The organism is Streptomyces albidus (ex Kaewkla and Franco 2022) (assembly GCF_013870515.1).
GTDB lineage: Bacteria > Actinomycetota > Actinomycetes > Streptomycetales > Streptomycetaceae > Streptomyces > Streptomyces albidus.
Genome location: NZ_JACBXA010000004.1, coordinates 13,409 through 36,230 on the forward strand (window position 1 = coordinate 13,409; position 22,822 = coordinate 36,230).

The 22,822-nt window shown below is 70.7% G+C and carries 21 protein-coding genes; 14 read left to right on the top strand and 7 right to left on the bottom strand.

Going from position 1 to position 22,822, the window contains the following annotated elements; all coding sequences use genetic code 11:
* Positions 1 to 108 precede the first annotated feature (108 nt).
* From H5J26_RS01585 to H5J26_RS01605, 5 genes are all read left to right on the top strand, one after another.
* Positions 109 to 1,155 carry a zinc-dependent alcohol dehydrogenase gene (locus tag H5J26_RS01585; RefSeq protein ID WP_181763811.1) on the top strand — a complete coding sequence of 349 codons (1,047 nt, stop codon included), beginning with the start codon at positions 109 to 111 and terminating at the stop codon, positions 1,153 to 1,155.
* Positions 1,156 to 1,293: 138 nt separating this feature from the next.
* Entirely contained in the window at positions 1,294 to 2,097 is an 804-nt protein-coding gene (locus H5J26_RS01590; protein ID WP_181763812.1) for a sugar phosphate isomerase/epimerase family protein, read from the top strand.
* A complete protein-coding gene (locus H5J26_RS01595) occupies positions 2,094 to 3,683 on the top strand; it encodes an MGH1-like glycoside hydrolase domain-containing protein (RefSeq protein ID WP_419183744.1) in 1,590 nt (529 codons plus the stop codon). Before H5J26_RS01590 ends, H5J26_RS01595 begins: the two co-directional genes overlap by 4 nt.
* Before the next feature lie 4 nt (positions 3,684 to 3,687).
* Positions 3,688 to 5,691, top strand: a complete 2,004-nt coding sequence (locus H5J26_RS01600) for a glycogen debranching N-terminal domain-containing protein (protein WP_309237740.1) — start codon at positions 3,688 to 3,690, stop codon at positions 5,689 to 5,691.
* Between the two features lie 87 nt (positions 5,692 to 5,778).
* A complete protein-coding gene (locus tag H5J26_RS01605; protein WP_181763814.1) occupies positions 5,779 to 6,237 on the top strand; it encodes a MarR family winged helix-turn-helix transcriptional regulator in 459 nt (152 codons plus the stop codon).
* Between the two features lie 11 nt (positions 6,238 to 6,248).
* On the opposite strand, the gene H5J26_RS01610 is transcribed toward H5J26_RS01605, so the two are convergent.
* Complete coding sequence (locus H5J26_RS01610; RefSeq protein WP_181763815.1) at positions 6,249 to 7,298, bottom strand: zinc-dependent alcohol dehydrogenase family protein; 1,050 nt, start codon at positions 7,296 to 7,298, stop codon at positions 6,249 to 6,251.
* 342 nt (positions 7,299 to 7,640) lie between these two features.
* The gene (gene dusB / locus H5J26_RS01615; RefSeq protein WP_181763886.1) at positions 7,641 to 8,780 is read right to left on the bottom strand and encodes a tRNA dihydrouridine synthase DusB; all 1,140 of its coding nucleotides are present in this window, start codon (positions 8,778 to 8,780) and stop codon (positions 7,641 to 7,643) included.
* Positions 8,781 to 8,895: 115 nt separating this feature from the next.
* On the opposite strand from dusB, the gene H5J26_RS01620 reads away from it, so the two are divergent.
* The 3 genes from H5J26_RS01620 to H5J26_RS01630 all read left to right on the top strand — a co-directional run bounded on the left by H5J26_RS01620 (position 8,896) and on the right by H5J26_RS01630 (position 11,430).
* Positions 8,896 to 9,717, top strand: a complete 822-nt coding sequence (locus H5J26_RS01620; RefSeq protein ID WP_181763816.1) for a phosphotransferase family protein — start codon at positions 8,896 to 8,898, stop codon at positions 9,715 to 9,717.
* Positions 9,718 to 9,813: 96 nt separating this feature from the next.
* Positions 9,814 to 10,818, top strand: a complete 1,005-nt coding sequence (locus H5J26_RS01625) for an aldo/keto reductase (protein ID WP_181763817.1) — start codon at positions 9,814 to 9,816, stop codon at positions 10,816 to 10,818.
* 21 nt (positions 10,819 to 10,839) lie between these two features.
* Positions 10,840 to 11,430: a TetR/AcrR family transcriptional regulator gene (locus H5J26_RS01630; RefSeq protein ID WP_181763818.1), complete on the top strand. Its 591-nt coding sequence runs from the start codon at positions 10,840 to 10,842 to the stop codon at positions 11,428 to 11,430.
* Between the two features lie 110 nt (positions 11,431 to 11,540).
* Here the strand turns inward: H5J26_RS01630 and H5J26_RS01635 are convergent, their stop codons facing one another.
* Entirely contained in the window at positions 11,541 to 12,923 is a 1,383-nt protein-coding gene (locus H5J26_RS01635) for a glycine--tRNA ligase (RefSeq protein ID WP_181763819.1), read from the bottom strand.
* Between the two features lie 150 nt (positions 12,924 to 13,073).
* Here H5J26_RS01635 and H5J26_RS01640 point away from each other — a divergent pair, with 150 nt between their 5' ends.
* The 4 genes from H5J26_RS01640 to H5J26_RS01655 all read left to right on the top strand — a co-directional run bounded on the left by H5J26_RS01640 (position 13,074) and on the right by H5J26_RS01655 (position 16,380).
* Positions 13,074 to 14,030 carry a metal ABC transporter substrate-binding protein gene (locus H5J26_RS01640; protein WP_181763820.1) on the top strand — a complete coding sequence of 319 codons (957 nt, stop codon included), beginning with the start codon at positions 13,074 to 13,076 and terminating at the stop codon, positions 14,028 to 14,030.
* Positions 14,031 to 14,126: 96 nt separating this feature from the next.
* The gene (locus tag H5J26_RS01645; RefSeq protein ID WP_181763821.1) at positions 14,127 to 14,918 is read left to right on the top strand and encodes a metal ABC transporter ATP-binding protein; all 792 of its coding nucleotides are present in this window, start codon (positions 14,127 to 14,129) and stop codon (positions 14,916 to 14,918) included.
* Complete coding sequence (locus H5J26_RS01650; protein WP_181763822.1) at positions 14,915 to 15,892, top strand: metal ABC transporter permease; 978 nt, start codon at positions 14,915 to 14,917, stop codon at positions 15,890 to 15,892. Before H5J26_RS01645 ends, H5J26_RS01650 begins: the two co-directional genes overlap by 4 nt.
* Before the next feature lie 71 nt (positions 15,893 to 15,963).
* A complete protein-coding gene (locus tag H5J26_RS01655; RefSeq protein WP_181763823.1) occupies positions 15,964 to 16,380 on the top strand; it encodes a Fur family transcriptional regulator in 417 nt (138 codons plus the stop codon).
* A 50-nt stretch (positions 16,381 to 16,430) separates the two neighbouring features.
* Here the strand turns inward: H5J26_RS01655 and H5J26_RS01660 are convergent, their stop codons facing one another.
* The 4 genes from H5J26_RS01660 to leuA all read right to left on the bottom strand — a co-directional run bounded on the left by H5J26_RS01660 (position 16,431) and on the right by leuA (position 20,898).
* The gene (locus H5J26_RS01660) at positions 16,431 to 17,267 is read right to left on the bottom strand and encodes an isoprenyl transferase (RefSeq protein WP_181763824.1); all 837 of its coding nucleotides are present in this window, start codon (positions 17,265 to 17,267) and stop codon (positions 16,431 to 16,433) included.
* Between the two features lie 98 nt (positions 17,268 to 17,365).
* Positions 17,366 to 18,169 (bottom strand): DNA repair protein RecO, encoded by an 804-nt coding sequence (recO, locus tag H5J26_RS01665; protein ID WP_181763825.1) that lies wholly within the window; start codon positions 18,167 to 18,169, stop codon positions 17,366 to 17,368.
* Positions 18,170 to 18,205: 36 nt separating this feature from the next.
* The gene (locus H5J26_RS01670; RefSeq protein ID WP_309237742.1) at positions 18,206 to 18,898 is read right to left on the bottom strand and encodes a TerB family tellurite resistance protein; all 693 of its coding nucleotides are present in this window, start codon (positions 18,896 to 18,898) and stop codon (positions 18,206 to 18,208) included.
* A gap of 236 nt (positions 18,899 to 19,134) precedes the next feature.
* On the bottom strand, positions 19,135 to 20,898 hold the full coding sequence (gene leuA, locus H5J26_RS01675) for a 2-isopropylmalate synthase (protein WP_181763826.1): 1,764 nt from the start codon (positions 20,896 to 20,898) through the stop codon (positions 19,135 to 19,137).
* 348 nt (positions 20,899 to 21,246) lie between these two features.
* Between leuA and H5J26_RS01680 the strand changes: the two genes are divergently transcribed.
* Positions 21,247 to 22,356, top strand: coding sequence for a M4 family metallopeptidase (locus H5J26_RS01680; RefSeq protein WP_181763827.1), 1,110 nt, complete (start codon positions 21,247 to 21,249; stop codon positions 22,354 to 22,356).
* 151 nt (positions 22,357 to 22,507) lie between these two features.
* Entirely contained in the window at positions 22,508 to 22,774 is a 267-nt protein-coding gene (locus H5J26_RS01685; protein ID WP_181763828.1) for a protealysin inhibitor emfourin, read from the top strand.
* Positions 22,775 to 22,822: the final 48 nt, after the last annotated feature.

The window sequence follows — 22,822 nt, forward strand, 5'->3', positions numbered from 1 at the left end:
AGGCATGCATCCCAGCACCACTTTTGTCTTTTAACAAGACGTAACTCTCATGTACCTTCGGCTGAACCGCAGAAGCCCACGTCAGAGCCAAGCGTTTCGGAGTGCGTTGTGGAGCAAGTCGTCCAGTTCACCGGCCCGCGGCAGGTCGAGGTGGCCGAGCACGGCAGAGAGCCGCTGCCACCCGGCCACCTGCGCGTCCGTACGCGCTACTCGGGGATATCGGCCGGTACGGAGCTGACCGCGTACCGGGGCACGAACCCCTACCTCACCCGTACTTGGGACGCCGAGACCCGGCTCTTCCGGGAGGGCGAGGCGGGAATCGCCTATCCGGTCACCGGGTGGGGATACTCCGAGGTCGGCGAAGTCACCGAGGTCTCACCGGAGTTGACCGGCAGCCCCGGGATTCCCGCAACAGGCGACCTGGTGTGGGGGATCTGGGGTCACCGCAGTGAGGGCATCGTCCCGGCAGAGCGGATGGCCGGGCACACCCTTCCCCGCGGACTGGAGCCGCTCGCGGGCGCGTTCGCCCGCGTCGGCGCCATCGCCTTCAACGCGGTCCTCGGCGCCGACATCCATCTCGGCGAGGACGTCGCCGTGTTCGGGCAGGGCGTCATCGGCCTGCTCACCACCCGCCTCGCCCAGCTCAACGGCGCCCGCGTGACGGCCGTCGACGCCCTCGACGTACGGCTGGCCCATGCGCGGGAGCACGGCGCCCACTTCACGCTCAACGCCCGTACGGACGAAGTCGCGGAGCGGGTGCGGGAGTTCACGGAGGGCCGGGGCGCGGACGCCGCCATCGAGATCAGCGGCGCCTATCCGGCACTTCACGAGGCGCTGCGCTCGGTGGCCGTCGGCGGGCGGGTCGTCGCGTCCGGCTTCTACCAGGGAGACGGCGCGGGGCTTCGCCTCGGCGACGAATTCCACCACAACAGGGCGCAGTTGATCTGCTCGCAGATAGGCGGCGTGCCGCAGCAGCTGGCCGGGCGCTGGAGCGTGGAACGGCTGCAACAGACCTTCCTGCGGCTGGTGGCCGAGGAGGCGGTGGAGGTGCAGTCCCTGGTCAGCCACCTCGTGCCCGTCGCGGACGCCGCGCAGGCGTACGAGCTGCTGGACGAGCGCCCGTCGGACGCGCTCCAGATCGTCCTCGAATTCTGAATCGGGCGTGACCGGGCGGCGGCCCGGTCACGCCGGTTCAGAACGCATCACAGCACATCAGCACCTCAGCACCTCAGCACCTCAGCAGCACAACGCAGCGACACAGCACGAAGAGCGCACCGTGGGAAGGCACCAGCCATGTTCACCATCGCCTGCCAGGAGCAACTCCTGCCGGGAGAGACCCTTCAGCAGAAGTGGGAGTTCGCTCAGGCCGCGGGCTACGACGCCGTCGAGCTGCGCGGAAAGGGCGACTTCGCCTTCCGCGAGCGGCTTCCAGAGCTCCGCGGAGCTCTGGCCGACGGCGTCGTCATGCCGACGGTCTGCGTCGACATGCTGCACTTCTTCGGCGCCTTCGACGAGGAACTGCGGCGCGACGCCGTCGCCCAGATGAAGTCCCAGCTGTCGGTCATCGCGGAACTGGGCGGTACGGGCGCCCAGACCCCCGCCTCGTACGGCATGTTCTCGCGGAGACTGCCCCCCTTCGAACCGCCGCGGAGCGAGCAGGAGGACCGCGAGGTGCTGCTGACCGGGCTGGCCGAGATGGGTGAGCACGCGCGCCGCGAGGGCGTCACCCTCTACCTCGAACCGCTGAACCGGTACGAGGACCACATGGTCAACAGGCTCGGCCAGGCAGTGGAGTTGATACGGGAGGTCGGGCTCGACTCCGTACGCATCGGCATCGACAGCTACCACATGAACATCGAGGAGACCGGTCCGGCGGCGGCGATCCTGGACGCCGCCCCGTACATCGGGCACGCGCAGGTCAGCGACTCCAACCGCTTCCAGCCCGGTGCCGGACATCTGGACTGGCCCGCATGGCTGGCCGCGCTGGACAGCGCCGGCTACACCGGGCCGCTGGCCCTGGAGTGCAGGCTGACCGGCGACGACCCGGCCGAGGCGCTGCGCGCGGTTCCGCCCTTCCTCACCAGGTCAGCAGCGTGACCCCGGCCCCGGCCCCGTCCGCATCGGCGGCCTCGGCATCCCCGGCGACGACGGCACCGGCGTCGGCGCACGCACCAGCGTCGGCGTCGGCACCCGAGGAGGGCGGAGAGACGTCCCTGCCCGCGAACTCCCGTCTCAGCCAGGCCGCACGCCGCCGGCTGCACCGCGACGCGCGACGCGTGCTGCTCGAGAACTGGAAGGGCACTTCGACCGTCCCCTCCAACAGCCTCTATCCGCACCAGTGGAGCTGGGACTCGGCGTTCATCGCCATCGGGCTGCGCCACCTGTCCGCCTCTCGCGCGCAGCGGGAGCTGGAGACCCTGCTGGACGCGCAGTGGGACGACGGGCGGGTTCCGCACATCGTCTTCAACCCGCATGTGCCGCTCGACGCGTACTTCCCCGGACCGGACTTCTGGCGCTCCTCATCGGCGGGCGCCGACGCCGGGGCGCCACGCGGGGTGGAGACCTCCGGCATCGTCCAGCCCCCCGTGCACGCGCTCGCAGCCTGGCTGGTGCACCGGGCCGACCCGGAGCTCTCCAGCAGGCGCGGCTTCCTCGCCAGGGTCCGTCCGAGGCTGACGGCGTGGCACCGCTACCTCGCGGACCGTCGCGACCTGGGCGGGGGCGGACTGGCGGCCGTGGTGCATCCGTGGGAGCCGGGAATGGACAACAGCCCTTGCTGGGACGGGCCGTTGGCGCGGATCGAGCCCGCAGCCGCCGGCTCCTTCAGGCGCGCGGACCTGACGCACGGGGCGGCCGCGGACCGGCCGACCGACCTCGACTACGGGCGTTACGTGCGTCTCGCCGCCGACTACCGCGACCACGGCTACCGGGACGCGGAGGCCCCGCACGAATTCGCCGTCGAGGACCCTTCCTTCAACGCTCTGCTCATCGCCTCCGAACACGCCCTGGCCTCGATCGTCTCCGAGCTCGGCGACGACCCGGCCCCTCACCGTGAGCGCGCTGCCGCGCTCACCGCCGCACTCGTGGATCGGCTGTGGTCGCCGGAGGCGGGCCAGTTCCTGTGCCGGGACCTGCGTGCCGGCGTGGAACCCGGCGAGGACCGGAGCGGCGACGAACACCCCGGCGGGCAGCTGATGCAGGTGCGCAGCGTCGCCGGGCTGCTGCCGCTGATCGCGCCGGATCTTCCCGGTCACGTCGTCACCGCGCTGCTGGAGACGATCAGCGGCGAGCACTTCGGGCTGGGCACGCACGTGCGGCTGGTGCCGAGCTACGACCTGCGCGGCCCCGACTTCGATCCGTACCGCTACTGGCGGGGTCCGGCGTGGTTCAACGTCAACTGGCTGCTGGAGCAGGGCCTTCGGCGGTGCGGCGAGACCGAGCGGGCCGACGCGCTGCGCACCGACGTGCTCGTCGCGGCGGACGCGTCCCGGTTCGCCGAGTACCTCGACCCGTACACCGGAGGCGGACGGGGAACCCGTGACTTCAGCTGGACCGCGGCGCTCGCCCTCGATCTGCTGAAGGGCCGCCCCGAGATCGAATCGGGCCCGAACAGCCGCCCCGGCTATGGGAGTTCGACGACCGACCGGCCAGATCTCACCGCCGAGCACGAGGAAGGACCCTGACCCTGTGAATGCGACCGAGCACCGACTGCTCGTGCACGACGGCACCTTCGCCGTGCTGGGCCCCTCCGGCGACGTCAGCGCAGAGCACGGAGGACTTCCCGGCGCCCGGTCCGAAGGGGCGGTCCCCGAGGGCCTGTTCGTACGGGACGCCCGGCATCTGAGCCGCTGGCAGCTCACGGTCGACGGCGCCGCCCCGGCAGTCCTCGTGCCCGCGACCGACAGCACGGGGGTCGCCGTGCTGACCCCGCACGGGACGCGGGGGGAGCCGCCCGCTTACACGGTCTTCCGTGAACAGGCCGTCGTGAGCGGTGTGTTGAGCGAGCGCATCCGGCTCACCAGCAATCTCGGCCGCACCACCACGGCCCGGGTCGCTCTGACCGTCGACGCCGACTTCGCGGACCAGTTCGAGCTGCGCTCCGACCACCGCTCGTACGAGAAGCCGCACGCCGTGCGTACTCGCGAACAGCGCCCGGACGGCGTCGACTTCGCCTACCGGCGCGGCGAGTGGCACTCCCGTACGGCGGTCACGGCCGACCCGCCGCCAGTGACCGTCGAGGAAACCGGCAGCCCCGCCCGGCAGTTGAGCTGGCTGCTCGAACTCCCGCCGCACGGCTCCGCCGAGGTGAGCCTGCGCGTGACGGCGTACCCTCACGGCGGGCGCGAGCCCGACAAGGGTGCGGAGGCGCTCCACGAGGCCCCCCTCGCCCTGCTCGCCCGGCTCCGTGCCGAGGCGAACGGTTTCACCACGAGCCCGCCCGTCCCCTCGCCGCACAGCGACCGTCCCCAGCTGGCGCGGGCGTGCGAACAGGGGCTGACCGATCTGGCCGGTCTCCGGGTCACGGCACCCGGCCCGGACGGCGAACCGCTCCTCATCCCCGGGGCCGGCGTGCCCTGGTTCCTGACTCTCTTCGGCCGGGACTCCCTCCTCACCTCCCTCTTCGCGCTCCCCTACCGCCCGCGTCTCGCCGAGGCCACGCTGCTCGCGCTCGCCGCGACGCAGGCGACGGAGGCGGAACCCGAACGCCTCGCCCAGCCCGGGAAGATCGTGCACGAGGTACGTCACGGGGAGCTGGCCCACTTCGGGCAGGTGCCGTACGGGCGCTACTACGGCACGGTCGACTCCACCCCTCTCTTCCTGGTCCTCCTCAGCGCCCACCACGAGCAGGTGAGCGCGGGTCCGGAGCAGGACGGCACGTCGCTCGCGCGGCGTCTGGAGCCGCAGGCGCGGGCCGCCGTCAACTGGATGTTCGAGCACGGCGGCCTGGACGCGCACGGCTACCTCGCCTACCACGCGCACGAGGGCGGCCTCGCCAACCAGAACTGGAAGGACTCACCGGGCGCCGTATGCACCGCGGACGGCACGCGCCCCTCCGGAGCTGTCATGGTCGCCGAAGTGCAGGGCTACGCATACGACGCGCTGTGCCGCACCGCCGAACTCGCCCGTACCGTCTGGCAGGACGCGGCGTACGCGGAACGCCTGACGAAGGCGGCAGCCGCACTCCGCGAACGCTTCGCGGCCGACTTCTGGATGGAGGAGCACGGCTTCCCGCTGCTCGCCCTCGACGAGACCGGCACCCGCGCGGACATCCTCGCCTCCGACGCGGGCCATCTGCTGTGGTCCGGCATCCTCGACCGCAGCAGGGGCGAAACGGTGGGCCGGCGGCTGCTGGAACCGGACTTCTTCTCCGGCTGGGGGGTGCGCACCGTCGCCTCGGGCCAGGGCCCTTACCACCCGCTCTCCTACCACCGGGGCAGCATCTGGCCGCACGACAACGCCGTCGTCGCCCTCGGGCTGGCACGCTACGGGCTGCGCGGCGAGGTCCGTACGCTCACCGACGGCATGACCGAGGCGGCAGCCAGGCAGGGCTATCGCCTCCCCGAGGTGCTTGCCGGCTACTCGCGCAGCGACCACCCCGACCCCGTCCCCTACCCGCACGCCTGCTCGCCGCAGGCGTGGGCGGCGGCCACGCCGCTGGCGCTGCTGACGGCTCTGGAAGGCAGCGCTTGACCTCAACGTGAGTTCAACTTCTAGGTTCGTCCTCGTGGACCGGCAGCGTGGCGCGTGGCCACGCATGACACGAGACGAGGGCGAACCATGCAGTTCTCACACCCCGACGCCGAACTGGCCGGTCAGCCGATCGGCTACTGGAGCTGGGCTGCGCACAAGGCCGCCGTCGGCCACATCCGGGAGGCCCTCGCCGAACGCGGCGTCAGCCAGCCTCAGTGGTGGGTGCTCGCCCAGCTCGCGGGCAGCGAGGGCGGCCGTACGCGCGAGGAGCTGGCGGACCTCCTGTCCCCCTACCTCGACGTCGGACGGCCCTTGATGGAGGCGGAGATGGACGGTGTCGTCGCCGCGGGCTGGGCGGACCAGGACGGGGCCGAGCGGCTGCGGCTGACTCCGGAGGGAGCGGCCTTCCACGCCGAACTGGCCGCGCTGCAGAGCTCGTTGCGTGCCCGGATCCACACCGGCATCCCCGACGAGGAGTACGTGCGCACCCTCAAGGTCCTCCAACGCATGATCCACAACGTCGGCGGCCGGTACCGGCACCACTGATCACCCAGGGGTCAGCGAGCCGGGTCCACGATCGTGAGGCCGGGAGAGCCGGGCACGGGGATGTCCATCTCGGTCAGCGCCGCCGGGATCTCCGGGAGACCGATGGTCCGTCGCAGCAGCCGCTCCGGGCGGAGCCTCCCCGCCTCGACCATCTCCAGGATGGCCGGGTACTCGTGGGCCTGTATGCCGTGGCTGCCCACGATCTCCAGCTCGCGGGCGACGACCCTGTCCATCGGGAGCGCCGCAGCGGCCTCCCCCGCGGGCAGCAGCCCGACCTGCACGTGACGGCCGCGCCGGGCCAGGCTCCGTACGGACGCCTCGCAGGTGCGCGGATCGCCGAGACAGTCGAGGGAGACCTGCGCTCCGCCGTCGGTGAGGTCGATGACGGCCGCACCGACGTCGTCCACCGTGGAGGCGTCCACCGTGACGGCGGCGCCCAGGTCGCGGGCGAAGTTCAGCGCGGCGGAGGAGACGTCGACGGCGACGACGCGGGCGCCGCTGGCCACCGCGACCATCACCGCGGACAGGCCGGTACCGCCGCAGCCGTGCACCGCCACCCAGTCGCCCGCGCCGACCTTGCCCTGCCGGACCACCGCGCGGAAGGCGGTGCCGAAGCGGCAGCCGAGCGAGGCCGCGGCCGGCGAGGCTATGGACTCAGGGAGCGGGACGAGGTTGGCGTCGGCGTGGTCGATCCTCACGTACTGGGCGAAGGATCCCCAGTGGCTGAAGCCCGGCTGCCTCTGCCGCTCGCACACCTGGTGGTTGCCGGTCGCGCACTGCATGCAGGTGCCGCAGCCGCAGACGAAGGGCACCGTCACCCGGCGCCCCATCCACGGGTGCCGCACCTCTTGTCCGACGCTCACCACGGTGCCGGCGAGCTCGTGCCCGCCGACGTGCGGCAGACGCACGTCGGGATCGTGCCCCTTCCAGGCGTGCCAGTCGCTGCGGCACAGGCCGGTGGCCGCCACTTCGATGACGACGCCGTCATGGGCGGGGGACGGATCGGTTACGGAGCGGAGTGTGGGGAGCTGCCCGAACTCCTCAAAGAGGATGGCCTTCACGAGCTGGGAGTATCGCAGTCCCGGGAGCAGCGCGCCTCCGGTTCCGAAGAGAACTTCTCCACTGTCTCTTCGCATCTGGAGGACGACTGAGCACAACCAGTCGGACATTCCCGCATCCAACGGCTCAAGACCCCTCCGGGGGGCGGCGATCAGTACGCCGAGGGACCGGCCGTCCTGGATCACGGGTGCGTGGAGTCGGAGCAAGACGGGCTCGTGCCGGATCAACAGGCTGTGACCGCCGGACCGGTCCTGCTCGGCACACCCGACCTCGGCAGCGCGTGCCGTCACGCCTGCTCGCGTACGTGAACGACGGAGAAGCGCGAGCCGCCGCCGCTCCGGACGTCAGCCGCCCGAGGTGTCCGACTCCGCGTCGGCGTCGATGCCCTCGGCGCAGTCGTAGGGGTCCTTCAGCCAACCGTCGGGGAGCACGACCTTGTTGCGCCCGTGCGTGCGCCCGCGAGGGCCGTCCGCGTCCTGCGGCCACGGCTGATCGAGGTCGAGCCCGTCGAGCAGACCGGACAGTTCCTCCAGCGAGGAGGCGACCGCCAGGCTGCGACGCGCCTCGGAACCGATCGAGAAGCCCTTGGTGTACCAGGCCACGTGCTTGCGGAAGTCGATCACTCCTCGCGGCTCGTCGCCGAGCCACTCCCCCAGCAACGTGGCGTGGCGCAGCATCACGCGGGCGACCTCGCGCAGAGCCGGGCGCGTGTACGCCTCCGGCCCCGCGCCTTCGAACGCCGCGACGAGATCAGCGAACAGCCACGGCCGCCCCAGGCAGCCGCGTCCGACGACCACTCCGTCGCAGCCGGTCTCGCGCACCATGCGCAGCGCGTCCTCAGCGGACCAGATGTCGCCGTTGCCCAGCACGGGGATCTCGGGCACGGCCTCCTTCAGGCGTGCGATCGCGTCCCAGTCCGCCGTCCCGCCGTAGTGCTGAGCCGCGGTGCGGCCGTGCAGCGCGATCGAGGTGATCCCCTCGTCGACGGCGATGCGGCCCGCGTCCAGAAACGTCAGATGGTCGTCGTCGATCCCCTTGCGCATCTTCATGGTGACCGGCAGGCCGCCCGCGTTGCCGACGGCCTCGTGCAGGATGGCGCGCAGCAGCGGCCGCTTGTACGGGAGGGCCGAACCCCCGCCCTTGCGCGTCACCTTGGGCACGGGGCAGCCGAAGTTGAGGTCGATGTGGTCGGCGAGGTCCTCGTCGGCGATCATGCGGACCGCCTTGCCGACGGTGACGGGGTCGACGCCGTACAGCTGGATCGACCGCGGCCTCTCGCTGTCGTCGAACCGCACGAGCTGCATGGTCTTCTGGTTGCGCTCGACCAGAGCCCGCGTCGTGATCATCTCGCTGACGAACAGCCCCTTGCCGCCGCTGAACTCCCTGCACAGCGTCCGGAACGGCGCGTTCGTGATCCCGGCCATGGGCGCCAGCACCACGGGGGGCTGGACGGTGTGGGGGCCGATGTGGAGCGGCGACGTCATGGCGCGGGCGTCCTCCGAGACGTACGTGCGGATGCGGTTGGTCAGCGCGCGGGCGGGCGGCGACGGCATCCCATTGTCCCGCATGCCGGCGGGGAGTGCTGACAGGATCCCGCCCATGAGCTCGGGCAGCTGGACGACGCACACGGTGGAGCTGGGCCCGCACCGCGTGACCAAACGCTTCCGGAGCACGGCACGGGGAGGTGGCGAGCGCGAATGGCGTGCGCTGAGCCTGCTCGCCGCCCACGCACCGGGGCTCGCGCCCGTCCCGTACGAGGCGGATCTCACAGCGGAGGAGCCCGTCGTCGTGATGTCCCGGCTGCCGGGCCGGCCGCTGCGCGGACAGGAGCTCGACGGCGAGCGGATCGACGCTCTCGCGGCCGCAATGGGGCGGCTGCACGACGCCGTCCCCGCCGGCGTGCTGGCCGAGCGGACACCTCTGAGACCGGGTCACCAGCGCGAACTCGTCGCGCAGCTGCGCGCCTGGGCGCCGCAGTGCGACCTCCGGCCCGACGGCGAGGTGGTTCGCGCCATGCGCCTCGGCCTGGAGTGGCTGTCCGGCTGCGCTCTGGAGCAGGCGTGGCCGCCCGGCGTCCGGCCGGTCTTCGGAGCGGGGGACGGCAACCTCGCCAACTACCTGTGGGACGGCTCCCGTGTGCGGGTCGTGGACTTCGAGGACTCGGGACTCAGCGATCGCGCCTTCGAGCTCGCAGAGGTGACCGAGCACGTGGGCAGCTGGGTGGAGCGGCCTCTCGACGTCGCAGCCTTCCTCGGACGGTTCGTGCTGGCGGACGCGGAGGCGGCGAGGCTGCCCGAGTGCCGGAGGCTGCTGGCGCTCGTCTGGCTCTTCCTGCTCGCCTTCGACGAGGAGGGCAGGGCGCGGAACCCTCCTGGAACCGCGGCGCGGCAGGCCCGGCGCCTGACCGCTCTGCTCGCGTGAGGGCGCCGCGCAGGTGGTGAACCAACGGATGACAGATATTGAAATCTGTCATCCGTCATGCCACGATCGGTGGCATCCTCTTGGAAGGAGCACACGATGCAGACCCGCACCCTCGGCACCACCGGCCCCCGGACCTCCGCGCTGGGACTCGGCTGCATGGGCATGTCCGCCCTGTACGGCCGGACGGACCGCGCCGAATCCATCGCCACCGTTCACGCCGCCCTCGACGCGGGAGTCACCCTCCTCGACACCGGCGACTTCTACGGCATGGGCCACAACGAGCTGCTCATCAACGAGGCCCTGCGCACCGCCCCCGCCGCCCGTCGTGAACAGGCCCTGGTCAGCGTGAAGTTCGGCGCCCTGCGCACCGTCGAAGGGGGCTTCACCGGCTACGACGGACGCCCCGAGGCCGTCAAGAACTTCGCCGCCTACTCGCTCCAGCGCCTGGGCACGGACCACATCGACATCTACCGGATCGCGCGCCTGGACCCGGCCGTCCCGATCGAGGAGACCGTCGGCGCCATCGCCGAACTGGTGGAGGCCGGGCACGTACGGCACATCGGGCTCTCCGAGGTCGGTCCCGACACCATTCGCAAGGCGGCCTCCACGGCTCCCGTCAGCGATCTGCAGATCGAGTACTCACTGATCTCACGCGGCATCGAGGAGGAGATCCTCCCCGTCTGCCGCGAACTCGGCATCGGCATCACCGCCTACGGCGTGCTCTCCCGCGGCCTCATCAGCGGCAACTGGTCAAGGGACCGCGAGCTGGCCCCCGGCGACTTCCGCGGCATGAGCCCGCGCTTCTCCGGCGACAACCTCCAGCACAACCTCGACCTCGTCGAGGCGCTGCGCCGGGTCGCCGACAGCAAGGGGATCACCGTCGCGCAGACGGCCATCGCCTGGGTGCTCTCACGCGGCACGGACATCGTGCCCCTCGTGGGCGCCCGTACGCGTGACCGGCTGGCGGAGTCCCTGGCGGCCGGGGCGGTTACTCTCGACGACGACGATCTCCGCGCCGTCGAGGGCGCAGTGCCCGCCGACTCCGCCGCGGGCGAGCGCTACCCGGCGGCACAGATGGCGCACCTCGACAGCGAGAACTGATGAGAACCAGGGGGAGGACCGATGGTGTCGGACGCGCTGACCCCGGAACGGATTCTCGAGGCCACCGAGGACGTGCTGCGCCGCTACGGCCCCGCCAAGGCCACGGTCGTGGACGTGGCGCGGGTTCTCGGAGTCAGCCACGGCAGCGTCTACCGGCACTTCCGCACGAAGGCGGCTCTCCGTGAAGCCGTGACCCAGCGCTGGCTCAACCGTACGAGCGAGAAGCTGGCCTCGATCGCGGAGGACTCGGGGTCGGCGGAGGAGCGCCTCGGCCGCTGGCTCACCGGCCTGTTCGAGGCCAAGCGCCACAAGGCGGGGGACGATCCCGAACTGTTCGCCACCTACTCGGTGTTGACGGGCGACACCAACACGGTGGTCGACCGGCACATCGACGATCTGACGGGCCAGCTCGCCCGGATCATCGAAGACGGGCGGACCCAGGGCGTCTTCTCGTCCGATTCCCTCGGCTCCCCCGCCGAGACGGCCGCCGCCGTCTTCTCCGCGACCGCCCGGTTCCACGACCCCGCCTACGCCGCGGAGTGGTCCAAGCCCGGCGCCGAGCAGGACTTCGCCGCCGTACGCGCCCTGATCGTGCGCGGCCTGCGGGCCTGATCCGTCCCTGCGGCCCGCAGAAGGACGGTGAGCCGGGCGGCGCCTGACACACAGACAGATGGGGCCGGCTCCGCCTCACGGCGGAACCGGCCCCTTAGCGGTCCCGTGGCTCAGCAGCCCAGCAGCCGCCCTGCGAGGTAGCCCTCGATCTGGTCGAGCGAGACCCGGTCCTGCTTCATCGTGTCGCGCTCGCGCACCGTGACGGCGTTGTCGTCAAGGGTGTCGAAGTCGACGGTGATGCAGAACGGCGTGCCGATCTCGTCCTGGCGACGGTAGCGGCGGCCGATGGCACCCGCGTCGTCGAACTCGATGTTCCAGTGCTTGCGCAGCGTCTCGGCGAGGCCGCGCGCCTTCGGCGACAGCTTCTCGTTGCGGGAGAGCGGAAGCACGGCGACCTTGACGGGCGCGAGCCGCGGGTCGAGCCGCATCACGGTGCGCTTCTCCAGCTTCCCCTTGGCGTTGGGGGCCTCGTCCTCGACGTACGCGTCAAGCATGAAGGCGAGCATGGCGCGGTTGACGCCGGCCGCCGGCTCGATGACGTACGGCACCCAGCGCTCGCCCGCCTCCTGGTCGAAGTAGGAGAGGTCCTGGCCGGAGGCCTTGGAGTGTGCGGTGAGGTCGAAGTCGGTGCGGTTCGCGACACCTTCGAGCTCGGAGAACTCACTGCCGCCGAAGTTGAAGCGGTACTCGATGTCCGCGGTGCGCTTCGAGTAGTGGGAGAGCTTCTCCGCCGGGTGCTCGTACCAGCGGATGTTGTCCTCGCTGATGCCGAGCCCCGTGTACCAGGCCCAGCGCTGCTCCATCCAGTACTCGTGCCACTTCTCGTCCTCGCCCGGCTTGACGAAGAACTCCATCTCCATCTGCTCGAACTCGCGGGTGCGGAAGATGAAGTTGCCGGGCGTGATCTCGTTGCGGAACGACTTGCCCATCTGCGCGATGCCGAACGGCGGCTTCTTACGCGAAGTCTGCTGCACCGCGGCGAAGTTGGTGAAGATGCCCTGCGCCGTCTCGGGCCGGAGGTAGGCGACCGAGCCGGCGTCCTGGGTGGGGCCGAGGTGCGTGGAGAGCAGACCGGAGAACTGCTTGGGCTCGGTGAAGCCGCCCTTGTTGCCGCAGTGGGGGCAGTTGATGTCGGCGAGGCCCTGGGCGGGCAGCCGCCCGTGCTTGGCCTCGTAGGCCTCTTCGAGGTGATCCGCACGGAACCGCTTGTGGCAGGAAGTGCACTCGGTCAGCGGGTCGGTGAAGGTGGCGACGTGACCCGAGGCCTCCCACACCTGGGGAGCCAGGATCACGGACGAGTCGAGACCGACGACGTCGTCGCGCGAGGTGACCATGGCGCGCCACCACTGGCGCTTGATGTTCTCCTTGAGTTCGACGCCCAGCGGTCCATAGTCCCAGGCGGCACGCTGACCACCGTAGATCTCACTGCACGGGTACACGAATCCACGGCGCTTGCTCAGGCTGACGATTGTGTCGATCTTGTCGGCGGCCACAGTGCTCTCTTCATCAACGGCGGACGGAATACTTCAGGTTACCGATCCAAGAGGGGGCGGGATCAAATCGGTACCAGCGATCGGTACAGGATCCGACGGTGCGTGGACGCCATTTGACAATGGTTTCCAAGTAGGTTGAAAATGAGTGTCATGAACGCTTCGCGACGACTCATACGCACCGTCTCGGCCGCGACCGCTCTCGGCCTCGGCGCGGTCACGCTGACCGCCTGCGGCGGAAGCGGCTCCGGGAACGAGAAGGACGGCAAGGTGAACGTCGTCGCGTCCTTCTACCCCCTGGAATATCTCGCCCAGCAGATAGGCGGGGACCAGGTCGAGGTCGAATCCCTGACCAAGCCCGGCACGGAGCCGCACGACCTGGAGCTCAGCCCTCAGCAGACCGGCGGGCTCACCGACGCGGACCTCGTCGTCTACCTCAAGGGCCTTCAGCCCGCCGTGGACGAGGGCGTGCAGCAGTCCGGTGCCGAGCACGTCGCCGAGGCCTCCTCGTACACCACGCTCGAGAAGCACGGCCAGGACGTGCACGGCGAGGAGCACGGGCACGACCACTCCTCGGCCGGCGGCGGAAAGGGCGCCGACCCCCACGTCTGGCTCGACCCCGTGCGCTACGCGCAGATGGCCGAGGGCGTGGGCAAGGAGCTCGCCGAGGCCGATCCGGCCCACAAGGCGCAGTACAAGAAGAACACCGAGACGATGGTCAAGCGTCTCCACGCCCTCGACCAGGACTTCAAGGCCGGTCTGAGGAAGAAGAAGACCGACACCTTCATCACCACGCACTCCGCCTTCGGCTATCTCGCCGAGCGCTACGGGCTCCACGAGGCCGCCGTCTCCGGAATCGACCCCGACTCCGAGCCGAGCGGCGCCCGCATGAAGGAACTGCACAAGGTCGCCAAGGCCGACGACGTCGACACCGTCTTCTTCGAGTCCGGCGCCAGCAACAAGACCGCAAGGACGCTCGCGAACGATCTGAAGCTCAAGACGGGGGTACTCAGCCCTCTGGAGGGCGTGAAGAACCCGAAGAGCGACGACTACTTCTCGGTCATGCACCAGAACCTGAAATCGCTGCAGACAGCTCTCGGCGCGACCTGAATCCCACACCCCCCGCACCTCGCGTGACCCGCAGCATCACGCGGGGAACCGCCGGGAAGCCCGGCACCCATCCGACCCCCGAGGAAGGTCCGCCCCATGGCCGCACCGGAGAACGTGGTGTCCCTCCGAGCCGCGACAGCCTGCCTGGGCGCGCGCAGCGTCCTGCGCGGCATCGACCTGACGCTGGAGCGCGGCGAGGTCCTCGCCCTTCTCGGTGCCAACGGCTCGGGCAAGTCCACGGCCGTCCGCGCCGTCATCGGGCAGGTGCCCCTCACCGGCGGGGACCTCGAACTCTTCGGGACCCCTTTCGCCCGCTTCCGCGACTGGCGCCGCATCGGCTACGTGCCGCAGCGCTCCACCGCCGCCGGAGGCGTCCCCGCCACGGTGCGCGAGGTGGTCTCCTCCGGGCGTCTCGCCCGTACGGGGCTGCGCCCGCTGGGCCGCAAGGACAGGGCCGCCGTGGCCCGTGCCCTGGAGCTGGTCGGCCTGGCCGACCGCGCGAAGGACTCCGTCAACGCCCTCTCCGGCGGCCAACACCAGCGCGTGCTGATCGCCCGCGCGCTGGCCGGCGAGCCAGAGCTTCTGATCATGGACGAGCCGCTGGCCGGGATGGATCTGGACAGCCAGGCCGTGCTGGCCGAGGCGCTGCGCGAGCTGGTCGGCGAGGGCGCGTCCGTACTTCTCGTCCTGCACGAGCTGGGCCCGTTCGCCCCGCTGATCGACCGGGCGGCGGTGCTGCGCGACGGGCTCGTCGAGCGCGTCGCCGACCCCGAAGCGCTGCACGACCTGGCCTGCCACCCGCACGACACCCATGAACCGGGTGCGGGAGGCCCGGCGATCCAGTCCGGACTGTCCGTGAGCGAACTGAACCCCGGGACACACGTATGACCGAGCTGCTCGACTACCCGTTCATGCAGCGGGCGCTGCTCGCCGCGCTGCTGGTGGGCATCGCGGCACCGGCCGTCGGCATCTACCTCGTGCAGCGCCGGCAGGCGATCATGGGCGACGGCATCGGCCACGTCGCGCTCACCGGCGTCGCCCTGGGGTTCCTGCTCAACACCAGCCCGGTGTGGACGGCCGTGGTCGTCGCCTCGCTCGGAGCGGTGACGATGGAGCTGATCCGCTGGTACGGGAAGGCGCGGGGCGATCTCGCCCTCGCGATGCTCTTCTACGGCGGCATGGCGGGCGGCGTCCTGATCATCAACCTGGCGCCGAACGGCTCCAACGCGAGCCTCACCACCTATCTCTTCGGCTCGATCACGACCGTCTCGAACTCCGACGTGATCGCCATCGTCTGCCTGTCGGCGTTCGTCCTCGCCGGTTCACTGGGCCTGCGGCGGCAGCTGTTCGCCGTCTGCCAGGACGAGGAGTTCGCCCGCGTCACGGGTCTTCCGGTGAGGCTGCTGAACCTGCTCCTGGCCGTGACGGCCGCGGTGACCGTCACCGTCGCGATGCGGGTGGTCGGCCTGCTGCTGGTCAGCGCGCTGATGGTGATCCCCGTGGCGGCCGCGCAGCAGGCCACCCGCGGGTTCGCGACCACCCTCGGCCTGTCCGTGGCCTTCGGTGTCGCGGTGACTCTTTCGGGGACGGCGACCTCGTTCTACGCGGACGTCCCGCCCGGTGCCAGCATCGTCGTGCTCGCGATCGCCCTGTTCGCCCTGGTGACGGCGCTCTCGGTGCCCCTCGCCCGGTACCGGGCGGCCCGCGGTGACGGTGGGGGCGGAGTCGTCGCGGGCGCCCCGCACGAGGAGGCCTCGGGCGGGAGCGGGAGTGCGTCCGCCCGCGAGAAGGAGGGCGGAACGGGCGCCGGAGGTTCCAAGGGCCGCGGAAGCACTGCGGGAGGCGGCGCCTTCCGGGCGTAGAACTGAAGACCGGAGTTGCCTGGCACAATGACCGGGCAGGTCCAGTGAGCGTGACGAAAGAAGGAGACAGCGTGACCACCGCAGGTCCCCCTGTCCGCGGTCGTTCCACACGGCAGCGTGCGGCCGTCTCGGCGGCACTGGCCGAGGTCGAGGAGTTCCGGAGCGCGCAGGAGCTGCACGACATGCTCAAGCACCGCGGGGACTCGGTCGGTCTGACCACCGTCTACCGCACGTTGCAGTCCCTCGCCGACGCGGGCGAGGTCGACGTCCTGCGCACGGACGAGGGCGAGTCGGTGTACCGCCGCTGTCACAGCGACGACCACCACCACCATCTGGTGTGCCGCCACTGCGGCAAGGCCGTCGAGGTCGAGGGCCCGGCGGTGGAGACGTGGGCCGACGCGATCGCCGAGGAGCACGGCTTCGTGAACGTCGGCCACACCGTCGAGATCTTCGGCACCTGCGGGGACTGCGCCGCGGCTGCGAAGTGAGCGGCCGGGGCCGGCCGCTCCCCCGCTGACCTTCCGAGGCTACTTCCGGCCTACGCCGTTCCCGTCGCCCCGCTCGCCTTGCCGCCGTTGTCCGTACGGGCGCCGCCGAAACGCCGGTCGCGCTGGGCGTATTCGAGACAGGCGCGCCACAGATCGCGGCGGTCGAAGTCCGGCCAGAGAACGTCCTGGTAGACCATCTCCGCGTAAGCGCTCTGCCAGATCAGGTAGTTGGACGTGCGCTGCTCGCCCGAGGGCCGCAGGAACAGGTCCACGTCGGGCATGTCCGGGTAGTACAGGTACCTGGCGAGAGTCTTCTCGTTGACCTTCGAGGGATCGAGCTTCCCGGCACGTACGTCCTCGGCCATCGCCTGCGCCGCGTCCGCGATCTCGGCGCGGCCGCCGTAGTTGACGCAGAAGTACAGCGTCATCGCGTCGTTGTCGACTGTCTGCTCCTGGGCGACCTGCAGCTCGCGCACCACGGACTTCCACAGCTTCGGCATCCTGCCCACCCACCGGATGCGGATGCCAAGTTCGTCCATCTCGTCGCGGCGGCGGCGGATGACGTCACGGTTGAAGTTCATCAGGAAGCGCACCTCGTCGGGCGAGCGCTTCCAGTTCTCCGTGGAGAAGGCGTACAGGGAGAGGTTCTTGACGCCCATCTCCAGGCAGCCTTTGAGCACGTCGAGGACGACGCCCTCCCCGACCTTGTGCCCTTCGGTGCGCGGCAGCCCGCGCTGCTTCGCCCACCGTCCGTTGCCGTCCATGACGCAGGCCACATGGTTGGGCACCAGTTCCGCGGGGATCTTCGGCGGGTGTTCGCCGGAGGGGTGCGGTTCGGGGGTGACGTACTCGCGACGCTGCCTTTGCAGCATTCCGCGGCGTGCCATGGGCGTTCAGCTCCAGGGATGGGTGCGGGTCGGGTGCGGGATGCGTGGGGTACGGCGAGCGTAGCCGACGGGCAGGTCCGGGCGGACATCGAAGCCGGTCAGGACAGCTCCGCCCCCGGCGCGCGCTCGGGGCGGGGTGCGCGCTCCACGGCGGGAGTGCGGTCGACGTAGCGCAGCGAGCGCAGCCCGCGCTCCATGTGCCAGTGCAGATAGGCCGAGACCAGCCCGGTGCCCTCGCGGGCGTGCCGCGGCTCGGTCGCGTCGGCCGTCTCCCAGTCGCCGGTGAGGAGCGCTCCCAGCAGCCGCAGCGCCTCCGGCGACGGCACCACGCTGCCGGGGACGCGGCAGTCGCCGCACACCACCCCGCCCGAGGCCACCGAGAAGAACCTGTTGGGGCCGTCCAGGCCGCACTTGGCGCAGTCCTCGAAGCTGGGCGCGTAGCCGCCCATGGCGAGCGACCGAAGCAGGAATGCATCCAGCACGAGACCGGGGGTGTGCTCGCCCGCGGCGAGGGTGCGCAGCCCGCCCACCAGCAGCAGATACTGCTGCACGTTGGGCTCGCCCTCGTGGTCGGTGAAGCGCTCGGCGGTCTCCAGCATGGCCGTGCCGGCGGTGTAGCGCGCGTAGTCGCTGACGATGCCCTGGCCGTACGGCGCGATGGTCTCCGTCTGCGTGAACAGCGGCAGCCCGCGGCCGGTCAACTCGCTGCCGCGCGCGAAGAACTGCACATCGACGTGGCTGAAAGGCTCCAGTCGCGCCCCGAACTTCGACTTCGTGCGGCGGACTCCGCGTGCGACGGCGCGTACCCGTCCGTGACCGCGAGTGAGCACGGTGATGATCCGGTCCGCCTCGCCGAGCTTCTGGGTGCGCAGCACGACGCCGTCGTCACGGAACAGGGTCATGCGGACATTGTCGCCCACCCGGCCATGCGCTCGTCCTCAGGAGGGGGTATGAGCCTGGGCCAGCAGCCGGTCGACGTCCTCGTCGTCGATACGCAGCGAGCGGCCGACCGCGGCGAGCGCGGCGCGCTCGGCCGCCTGGTACTGGCCGTCGGCCAGGGCGATGCGTGCCCCGTGCAGCAACAGGCCCTCCCGGCCCGCGGGGGCCAGGTGGGGCGCGAGCGGGGCCAGCGCCTCGTGCAGCTCGATCTCGGCGGAGACGCTGTCGCCTCGGCCCCGCTCGGCGCTCAACGCGGCCAGGAGCGTGAGCAGTTGGTCCTCGGTGCACTCGGTGAACCCGGCGCTTCGCACGGTGTCCACTGCCGTCTGCCGAGCCGTACGGCTCTCGCAGCCGCCCGCCGCGAGAACGGTGAGCGCGATGGCGTGCACGGCGTCACGCAGGAGGGACGCGAGGCGGTAGGTGGTGGGGTGGCCGAGGGCCTCGGTGCCGAAGTGGCCCTGGCAGGCGGCGCATTCGAGGACGGGAGCGACGGCGCCGCGCGAGAGCAGAGGCACTCCGAGCAGCACGAAACGGCGCCGGCCCGCGCGGCGGCGGTAGCTGCGGTCGCCGCCGCAGCCGGGACAGAAGAAGTCCCCGTCGTCGACCGTGTGCCAGCTTGTGCGGACGCCCGCCAGGCGCACCCCACGACCACGGGACGACCAACTGCCTCGCTGGTCACGGGAACGCCTCACGCCGCTCACGCCGTACCTCCGTCACGAATCGGCCACGCTGCCGGTGAACGTGATGTTAACCACAGGGGGGATGCGACGTCAGCAGTTCGTTCCGGACGATTCGGTGCCGGGGCCCCGTCACGCCGGGGCACACCGCCGCCCACGGCGCCTGCGGGCCTCACCCGAAAGTGGGTGAGGCCCGCAGGACGCCTGGGGACGCCCGATGGTGGTCCCTGCGGCCGGAACCGCGAACTGCCTCAGCGTGCCGCGCGGTTGACCGCGGAGACGACCGCCTTGATGGAGGCGCGGACGATGTTGGCGTCGATGCCCACACCCCACAGCACCTTGTCGCCGATGGCGCACTCGATGTAGGCGGCGGCCTGTGCGCCCGCGCCCTCGCTCATCGTGTGCTCGACGTAGTCCAGGAGCCGCACGTCCACGTCGACGGCCTGCAGCGCGTCGAAGAAGGCGGCCAGCGGGCCGTTGCCGCTGCCGGCGAGCACGATGTCCTCGCCGTCGACCGTCGCGTCGACGGTGACCTCGTCCTGCCCGTCGGCCGTGGTGGTGGTCTGTCCGGCCCGCAGGGCGATGCGGCCCCAGGGGGTGTCCGGCGTGGGCAGGTACTCGTGCTGGAAGATCTCCCAGATGGCGGCGGGGGTGACCTCTCCGCCCTCGCTGTCGGTCTTCTCCTGGATGATCTTCGAGAACTCGACCTGCATCCGGCGCGGCAGGTCCAGGCTGTGCTCGCCCTTCAGCACGTAGGCGATGCCGCCCTTGCCCGACTGGGAGTTGACGCGGATGACCGCCTCGTACGAGCGGCCCACGTCCTTGGGGTCGATGGGCAGGTACGGGACCGCCCACTCCAGCTCGTCGACGGTGGTGCCCTGCTTCCGGGCGCGGACCTCCATCGCCTCGAAGCCCTTCTTGATGGCGTCCTGGTGGGAGCCGGAGAAGGAGGTGTAGACGAGGTCGCCGACGTAGGGGTGCCGGGAGTGGACGTCCATCTGGTTGCAGTACTCCGCGGTGCGCTTGACCTCGTCGATCTGCGAGAAGTCGATCTGCGGGTCGACGCCCTGGCTGAAGAGGTTCATGCCCAGGGTGACCAGGTCGACGTTGCCCGTGCGCTCACCCTGGCCGAACAGGCAGCCTTCGATGCGGTCCGCACCGGCCATGATCGCCAGCTCGGCGGCGGCGACGGCGGTGCCGCGGTCGTTGTGCGGGTGTACGGACAGGCAGACGTTCTCGCGGCGCGTCAGGTGCCGGGACATCCACTCGAAGCGGTCCGCGTGCGTGGAGGGCGTCGAACGCTCCACCGTGGCGGGCAGGTTGAGGATGATCTCGCGGCCGTCCTCGGGCTGCCAGACGTCCATCACGCCCTCGCAGACCTCCAGGGCGAAGTCCAGCTCGGTGTCGGTGAAGATCTCCGGGCTGTACTGGTACCCGAAGGAGGTCCGGTCGTCGAGCAGCTTCTCCGCGTACTCCACCACCAGGCGGGTGCCGTCGACCGCGATCTGCCTGACCTGGTCGCGGGTGCCGCGGAAGACGACCTCGCGGAAGACGGGGGCGGTGGCGTTGTAGAGGTGGACGGTCGCGTGGTGGGCGCCGCGCAGCGACTCGACGGTGCGCTCGATCAGCTCCTCGCGGGCCTGTGTGAGGACGGAGATCGTCACGTCCTCGGGGATCGCGTCCTCCTCGATGATGGAGCGCACGAAGTCGAAGTCGGTCTGGCCGGAGGCGGGGAATCCGACCTCGATCTCCTTGTAGCCCATCGAGACCAGCAGATCGAACATGGCGCGCTTGCGGGCGGGCGACATGGGGTCGATCAGGGCCTGGTTGCCGTCACGCAGGTCCGTGGAGAGCCAGCGGGGGGCCTTGGTGATGCGGTTGTCCGGCCAGGTGCGGTCGGGGATGTCGACGGCCTCGTACTGCCCGTACTTGTGAACCGGCATTCCGGAGGGCTTCTGCCGTACGGTCGCCGCGGTGATGGGCGTGGGGCGGCCGAAGGATGCGGAGGAAGTCATGACGCTTGGGCTCCTGATCGCGGAAGACTCCGCGTGAGTGGGCTTCGGGGGCCGACGGTGGCATCACCGATCTCCGCGGGGAGGGGGTCAGCCGTACGACTACAGACCCTCGCCGCGGCAGCTAAGAAGAAGCAGCCCGAAACTCATGATGGCCGAGTGTAACGGAGACACCCGGAGTCCCGGAGTCCGTATCAGCATGCGGGACCGTGCATCACTTCACGGTGCGACCGCGAGCGATATCGCCCTGTCTGCACGGGAGTTGAAGGGATCCGTACATCTTCATGCGGATTCCTGCGAATCACGGCAGCAGGGAGTGACAGAAGGATGACCCTGTGCCACGTTTCGTAGATGGACGCACACTCAGAGCGCACCGCATGCACACAATCCGTTCACCCGGTCTTCTGTTCCATCGTCCCGCCGCATGTTCTGGACCACCTCTCCCGCTCGGGTGATCCGACGCTGTACGAGCCGGCCCGCCGCACCCTGGAGCACGACGCCCTGCAGCGCACCCGCCGCCGGATCACCACCGTCCGCATGACTGCGGCCGCGGGCGTCCCCGGCGTCACGGGCGAGGACGCGGACAAGAAGCCGCAGCGCACGATCAGTGACGCCGCCCACAGGGAGGAGCTGCCGGGCACGAAGGTGCGCTCCGAGGGTGAGGAGCCCACGGACGACGCCAGCGTCAACCGCGCGTACGCGGGCCTGGGCGCCACCTTCGAGCTCTATCTCTCCGTCTTCTCCCGCTACTCGATCGACGGCGCGGGCATGCCCCTCGACGCGACCGTCCACTACGGCCGGAACTACGGCAACGCCTTCTGGGACGGCGAGCGCATGGTCTTCGGTGACGGCGACGGCGAGGTCTTCCGCGACTTCACGCTGCCGGTGGACGTCATCGGCCACGAACTGACCCACGGCGTCACCCAGCACACCGCCAACCTCGCCTACTTCGGGCAGTCCGGCGCGCTGAACGAGTCCGTCTCCGACGTCTTCGGCTCTCTCATCAAGCAGTACGGACTCGCTCAGACCGCCGAACAGGCCGACTGGCTGATCGGCGACGGCCTGTTCACCGACCGGGTCGAGGGCACCGCCCTGCGCTCGATGAAGGCGCCGGGCACGGCGTACGACGACGACGTCCTCGGCAAGGACCCGCAGCCGGCGACGATGGAGGACTACGTCCACACCGGCTCCGACAACGGCGGAGTGCACATCAACTCCGGCATCCCGAACCACGCCTTCCACCAGCTCGCCACCGACCTGGGCGGCCACGCCTGGGAGCGCGCGGGGCAGATCTGGTACGACACGCTCACCTCCGGCGACCTCACCCCGGACGCCGACTTCGCGGCGTTCGCCGGCGCCACGGTCTCGGCGGCCGGCTCCCGCTACGGGGACGGCAGTCCGGAGCGTGAGGCGGTGCTGAAGTCCTGGTCCGAGGTGGGCGTGACACCCGCTGAGGCGTAGCCGAGGGCGGGTTCGTCCCGCCACGCGGTGCGGCGGCCGTCCGGCTGCCGCACCGCGTGGCGGCTCCGGCCGTCGCACCTCCGTCGGCGTCCCGTGAAGCCCCGGGGTCCCCTGAGGGGCGCTTTCGCCGCGAGCACGGGAGGATGGGCCCATGCGCATCACCGTCACCCGCACCGGCGGCTTCGCGGGCATCACCCGCCGGGCCACGCTCGAGACCCAAGGGCGGCCGGACGCCGAAGAGTTGGCCGCCCTCGCCCGGAGCGCTCTCGCCGAGGGCCGGGGCGAGATGCACATGGTCGTGCCGGACGGCTTCGTCTACGAGGTCGAAGCCGACGGGGACAAGGGCCACTTCGCCGATCCCCGCCTGACCGAGGCGCAGTCGGCTCTCGTGAGGAAGGTGCTCAAGGAGGGCACCTGAGCGCCCCGTCGGGCACGTCCCGCCGTGGATCAGATCGCCTCACGCAGC